Raw genomic sequence first — 4861 nt, 5'->3', positions numbered from 1 at the left:
CCCTTCACCTATATAAATAATTTGATTTTTTCCATTAGGTAAAACGGTATTAGGTACAGTAAAAACAGGAGTAACTACTTCATACCCTGTAGGCCGAGCAGGTGTTGTCCAATATAAATTTGAGCATACCTGTTCTTTAGTAACACTCTGTAACGTTTTGCATATTGGTGAGTTTTCTGCTAATAGAGTTTGTGTATTACCTATAATATTCTTTTTATCTCCGTGTAATAAAAGTTGAGGTATTTGATTTAAATGCTAACTACCATTACTTTGTAAAGTTAATTTCCAAACCAAATCGAAACAATTTTTTGGCCATGGTGCAGTTGGTGTATTAGTTGCACCAAAAGCATTAGCTATAGATTCTATATCTGTATGTTGCCAACACACTACTATTTGCTCGTTTGTGTATTTTTCTGGTTTAGAAAAAATATCCTCAATCATGTCCTTGTAATCCTCTTTTAAATAGTTTTGATGCACTTTTAAACCTAAAATATTAGCAAGAGGTTTTACAGTATCTACGGGTCTATGGCTATTACTGTGTTTACCTATTCCTGCTGCGAAAATATGGTCTATATGCCCAAAAGCATTAGGCATGTAATAAGCTAAAGCAGCGGCTCTTTCATGGCCTTTAATAGAAAGATATTCATCACTTTTAGTTTTTGGTTTTTCGGCATGCCTTAGAATTAATATTGTTTTTGGCTTTCCCATGATGTATTGTTAGTTTTTTCAAAAATAGGATAAGATTAAAAAACACGTATAGGGGTTTATACCTGAATTTTTTAAAATTAGTTTTAATCCTTTTTAGAAACTAAAGTAAATCCTTGCAATTGTTTATAATTATTAATAAAACGGAGTCGTTTAACGAGAGACAATACTTATTTTTACAGCTTAAAAATTTAGAGAATTTTGGAAAAATATTTAAGTCAGTTAAACGAAGCACAATACGCACCTACAGTTCAGAAAGAGGGCCCTATGATTATTATTGCAGGTGCAGGATCTGGAAAAACACGTGTGCTTACGTATCGTATTGCTTATTTAATGAGTCAAGGTGTTGATGCCTTTAATATACTTGCATTAACCTTTACTAATAAAGCTGCTCGTGAAATGAAAGAGCGTATAGCTCAAATTGTAGGAAATAGCGAAGCAAAGAATTTATGGATGGGAACGTTTCACTCTGTATTTGCAAAGATTTTACGTTTTGAAGGGCATCATTTAGGGTTTCCTAGTAACTTTACTATATACGATACACAAGATTCTCAGCGATTAATGGGGTCTATAATTAAAGAGATGGGCTTAGATAAAGATGTTTATAAAACTAAGCAAGTTTATAGTAGAATCTCATCCTATAAAAACAGCTTAATTACTGTAAAAGCCTATTTTAAAAATCCAGAATTAATGGAGGCAGATGCTATGGCACGCCGACCAAGAATGGGTGAGATATATAAAGAATATGTAGATCGTTGTTTTAAAGCTGGAGCAATGGATTTTGATGATTTATTGCTTAGAACTAATGAGTTATTAACGCGTTTCCCTCAAGTTTTAGCACAGTATCAAAACAGATTTCGCTACATTATGGTAGATGAGTACCAAGATACTAACCACTCTCAATATTTAATTGTTAGAGCCTTAGCCGATCGTTTTCAAAATATATGTGTAGTAGGAGACGATGCGCAAAGTATTTATGCATTTCGTGGCGCAAATATTAATAATATATTAAACTTCCAGAAAGACTACGATGGAGTGAAACTATTTAGGTTAGAACAAAACTATCGTTCAACAAAAAATATAGTTAATGCAGCAAATTCTGTAATAGACCATAACCAAACAAAGTTAGATAAGGTCGTTTGGACTGCTAACGAAGAAGGAGAAAAGGTAACCGTGCACCGTTCGCTAACAGATGGAGATGAAGGACGTTATGTAGCTAGTACCATTTTTGAAACTAAAATGAATAATCAGTTGCAAAATAGTGATTTTGCAATACTATATCGTACCAATGCACAATCTCGTGCTATGGAAGACGCCCTACGTAAAAGAGAAATACCATATCGTATTTATGGAGGGTTATCCTTTTATCAGCGTAAAGAAATAAAAGATGTTACGGCTTATTTAAGATTAATTCTTAACCCAGCAGACGAAGAAGCATTAAAACGAGTCATTAATTATCCAGCTAGAGGAATAGGGCAAACAACTTTAGACAAATTAGTTGTGGCTGCAAATCATTACGGAAAAACTATTTTTCAATTACTAGAAAATATAGATAATGTAGATATAAAGATTAATGGCGGAACAAAAACAAAGCTTCGCGACTTTGTAACTTTAATTAAAAGCTATCAGGTAATGAATGAGACCGCCAATGCGTTTGATTTGGCAGAGCATGTTACCAAAACGAGTGGCTTAATGCGAGAATTTAATAAGGATGGTACACCAGAAGGCGTTACACGTTTAGAAAATGTGGAAGAACTGTTAAATGGTATAAAAGACTTTGTTGAAGGGCAAATTGAAATAGCTGATGCTTCCGATTCTTTAGCAGAGTTTTTAGAAGATGTAGCCTTATCTACCGACTTAGATTCCGATAAAGGAGACACAGACCATGTTGCTTTAATGACCATTCACTTAGCAAAAGGATTAGAGTTTAATCATGTATTTGTGGTTGGTTTAGAAGAGGATTTATTTCCAAGTGCTATGAGTATGAATACTCGTACCGAGCTAGAAGAAGAAAGACGTTTGTTTTATGTTGCACTAACACGAGCAGAAAAGCAAGCTTATTTAACGTATGCATTATCAAGATATCGTTGGGGAAAGCTAGTAGACTCAGAGCCTAGTCGCTTTATAGAAGAAATAGATGACCAATATTTAGATATTAAAACACCAATAGAAGAACGCCGTATTAACCCAATGCTATCCGCAGATATTTTTGGAGATACACCACCAAACAAAGTAAGATTTAAAAAGCCGATTCAACCAAAAATGCAAAAGAAAGGAACTAAGTTAGCACCAAAAAAAACACCTGGTTTTGAAATAAGCGCACCAAAAAAAATGAAAAAAGCTTCAGAAATAAAGCCACCAACTGGTGCTAATTTATTTGATGGAGAACTAGCTGTAGGTAATATTGTAAAACATTTAAAGTTTGGTAAAGGAGAAGTGCTTAAAATAGAAGGTAAAGGTGGAGATAAAAAAGCAGAAATAGATTTTCAGTTTGGTGGGGTAAAGAAATTATTATTACGTTTTGCTAAGCTACAAATTATTGGCTAGTATCGTTTTTAATGCAATTGCATTTTAAACGTTGAGATAAAATAAGAGTCTAATGAATTAATTAAATCAAATTCATGATATGAATAGAATTATTTTAATAGTTGTTTTATTTCAATTAACGTTTAGTTTTTCTCAAGATAGAGGTGGAGTTTCTTCACAAAAAGGAGGCATGGGAATACCAAAATTTGAAGCTGTTAAGGTTGCCGGTATTTTTGAGTACGACACAAAAAAAGTGTTAAAGAAATTAAAGTTAAAGAAAAAGGATTCTGTAACCGAATCTGTAGAAAAACAGATTACAACATATAATGCAGAGATAAAAGCGATAGAGACTGCTAATAAAGATTTATTTGAAGGCTTAGATATTATTGTAAATCAAAACATAAAGTCTGCGATACAAAATAGAGATCGAGAGACACTAATGGGAATTCGTAAAATGACCATTGAAAAACTACAACCCGTTAGAGATCAGGTTTTAGCAGAAGAAACGAAATTAAATACTGTTTTAAAAACACTTTTAAGTGAAGCGCAAAATGAAAAATGGTTAAGCTATCAAAGATTTCAAAAAGAAAAACTAGAGCCAAAAATTAAAAGGCCAGATGGTAGAGGTAGACCAAATGGTTTAAAAAGACCAACAAGGAGAAGGGGTGGCTTTTAATTGTTACACTTTAAAAATTTGCCAAAATAAATAGTTTAAGCTTAGTCCAAGTATCTAAAAGGTTGTTTCCAATCCAGCCATGACCTTCATTTTCATATAAAGTGAATTGGTGGGTTACACCTAAAGCTGTAAGTTTTTCATCTAGAGCAGTACCTTGTGTTGTAGGAACTAAGGGATCCATGCCACCATAAAATAGTATAGAAGGAGGCGCTGTAGAGGTTACCTGATGCAAAGGGCTAACTTCTTCAAGAAAAGAAGTTGTTACATCTATACCAAAGGTGTCTATTAAAATTTGTAATTCTGGGTCTGTATTATTTAAATACGCGGGGTCTGTAAAGTTTGTTGGACCAACAATACTACACACCATGTTTATATTGGTTTCTGTATCAAAGGCATAACTCCATAACATCGATAAGTGAGCACCAGCGCTAATACCAATAAACCCGTAGTTATCAGAAATTATATAGTTTGTTCTATTGGCTTTTAAGTGCGCAATAGCAGCCGTAATATCATTAATTTGCATAGGGTAAGGCTCTGTGTTTTCATCTGCCAACCTGTAATTAATATTTACAATTGCATAGTTAGGTAAATCTTGACGAATAATGTCTTTAATGTTATTCATTTCATTTTTATCGCCAGAAGTCCAACCACCACCATGAACAAGTATAATAACTTTAGTCTCTAACGACCTATCTTGTGGCAAATAAATATCATAAATTTGGTCGCTATCACTACCATAAGCTACATTAAGCTCTTGTCTGTAATTATTAGAACTAGGAGGCGTTTCGTTAATAAGGCTATCATCGCTAACGCAGCTAGAAAAAACAAGGTTAATTAATAAAACTATTAAGATAAGTTTAGATAGTTTGTACATAATATTAATACTTTTACTGATTGTTCGTTTTGTATCATAATGTTACTTATGGCGTCTTGCTTAACTTATTTATGCATCAT

Annotated in this window: 4 protein-coding genes; 2 read left to right on the top strand and 2 right to left on the bottom strand. The window is 33.2% G+C overall.

Features of this window, described 5'->3' with window-relative positions:
• Nucleotides 1-255: 255 nt before the first annotated feature.
• A complete protein-coding gene (locus ACVC2P_RS16760) occupies nucleotides 256-708 on the bottom strand; it encodes a hypothetical protein (RefSeq protein WP_452599604.1) in 453 nt (150 codons plus the stop codon).
• A 198-nt stretch (nucleotides 709-906) separates the two neighbouring features.
• Between ACVC2P_RS16760 and ACVC2P_RS16755 the strand changes: the two genes are divergently transcribed.
• Nucleotides 907-3252 (top strand): ATP-dependent helicase, encoded by a 2346-nt coding sequence (locus tag ACVC2P_RS16755; RefSeq protein WP_452599603.1) that lies wholly within the window; start codon nucleotides 907-909, stop codon nucleotides 3250-3252.
• 79 nt (nucleotides 3253-3331) lie between these two features.
• The gene (locus ACVC2P_RS16750; protein ID WP_452599602.1) at nucleotides 3332-3907 is read left to right on the top strand and encodes a hypothetical protein; all 576 of its coding nucleotides are present in this window, start codon (nucleotides 3332-3334) and stop codon (nucleotides 3905-3907) included.
• Nucleotides 3908-3917: 10 nt separating this feature from the next.
• On the opposite strand, the gene ACVC2P_RS16745 is transcribed toward ACVC2P_RS16750, so the two are convergent.
• Nucleotides 3918-4781: an alpha/beta hydrolase fold domain-containing protein gene (locus ACVC2P_RS16745; protein WP_452599601.1), complete on the bottom strand. Its 864-nt coding sequence runs from the start codon at nucleotides 4779-4781 to the stop codon at nucleotides 3918-3920.
• Nucleotides 4782-4861: the final 80 nt, after the last annotated feature.

Source organism: Pontimicrobium sp. MEBiC01747 (genome assembly GCF_053601635.1).
This window is presented reverse-complemented; position numbering and strand designations above follow the sequence as displayed.